This window comes from Winogradskyella aurantia (genome assembly GCF_002266855.1).
Taxonomy (GTDB): domain Bacteria; phylum Bacteroidota; class Bacteroidia; order Flavobacteriales; family Flavobacteriaceae; genus Winogradskyella; species Winogradskyella aurantia.
Window position 1 is genome coordinate 1 of sequence record NZ_NGJN01000017.1, and the last position, 1,568, is coordinate 1,568.

General features: G+C 30.0%; 1 protein-coding gene. It reads left to right on the forward strand.

Going from position 1 to position 1,568, the window contains the following annotated elements; translation table 11 throughout:
• Positions 1–142: 142 nt before the first annotated feature.
• Complete coding sequence (locus CA834_RS14535) at positions 143–1,225, forward strand: TlpA family protein disulfide reductase (protein ID WP_094969446.1); 1,083 nt, start codon at positions 143–145, stop codon at positions 1,223–1,225.
• Positions 1,226–1,568: the final 343 nt, after the last annotated feature.

The window sequence follows — 1,568 nt, forward strand, 5'->3', positions numbered from 1 at the left end:
ACTCATGAATCTCGCAAGCACGATTTGATAACGTTCTGCTTGTCTTTAAAATTTATATGTAACTTTCAGTCACCATAAATTTTTAACCCAGAACGTCACTGCGTTTAGCAGGGCGTTAGGCAACATTTGAACATAAAACAATATGAAGAGAATTTCGATAATATTTCTAACATCTATTTTATTTATAAATTGCAAAAAGCAACAGGAAATTAATATTGAGTTTTTATCAGAAAAATTCAATGAGAGTGTTGAAAAAATTGATAGAGTTCAATATAATGTTGAGAATATAATGACATTTTCAGACGGAAACGTTTGGGACAATAAAGGTTTTGCTATTCTTGAGAAAAAACCTTCTGATACAATTTTTGGATTTTCATTTTATGGAATAAGAAATGACATTAATAAATCGTCCATTTACAAAGACGGAATTGGATTTCAAATATCAAATGAAAAAAATAATTTTAGACAAGAAAAAGGAGGTTTGCATTTTTTAGGAAGTCCAGGTGGGCAAATGGTTTATAAAGACTTTTTTAAATTAGAGACTGATTATAAAAACGTTCAGGTTTCAGAAACAGAAAACAGCTTCATAATAGAATATAAATTTGAAGATGATTTAAAGAATAAAATAACTGAAAAGACAAAAACATTAGAATTAGATAAAAATACTTTCTTACCAAAAAAAGTCACGACTTCTTTGCAGCCAGATTTTGGAAGTAAACAATCAACAGTTTTCATTTTTAAAAATTTAGAAATTAACGAATATATTCAGGATTTAAATCAGTTGGAACTCATAAAAGAGAAACAAAGTAAACCAAATCCACTTTTAAAAAAGTCATTGCCTGAAATTTCACTAATTAATTTATTTAACGAAAAGGAGACAATTAAAATTAAGAATGAAAAATTAACTTTAATTGACTTTTGGGAAGTTTGGTGTGGTTGGTGTATAAAATCATTTCCTGATGTAGAAAAGATAAAGAATAATTATGAAAATGACTTAACAGTAATTGGAATTGTTTCTCAAGATATAGAAAATGCAAGAAAATTAGTTGAGAAAAAAGAAACAACATTTTTAAATTTAATTGGAAATAATGAACTCAATAAAACATTTAGTGTGAATAGTTGGCCAAGATATTTTTTAATTGACAAAAATGGAATAATTCAAAAAGAGTATCATGGATTTTCAGACCAAATTGAAAAAGATATTAATGAACTAATCCGAAAATAAAAAACGTTGCCTAACACCGTATATAATTTATTGCTACTTCAAGTCTACTTACGAAAATCCTTTCGGATTTTCTGTTCGGTTTTTATTTGCTAAATTTAGTGCTTAAACCACGCAACGAAACCATAGCCAAACACGTTGGGACGGATTTAAAGCCTGCGGCTTCTACCAAGTCGCTACATTGCTGCGCAATTCCCGCCCCTTGGACATCCGTCCCAACGCCCTGTTAAACCAAATTGCAACATCGGTTGGGACTCAAAGCCTTAGGCCCCAACTTTGAAAACACCAAAAACCCGACCCAACAATTCCTAAAGGCAATTTAGTTCGTGATATCGCTATTTTCTTA

Bases quoted from the DNA above. Each gene is read 5' to 3' on its own strand.
- CA834_RS14535 (WP_094969446.1), top strand. From the start codon at position 143: ATGAAGAGAATTTCGATAATATTTCTAACATCTATTTTATTTATAAAT.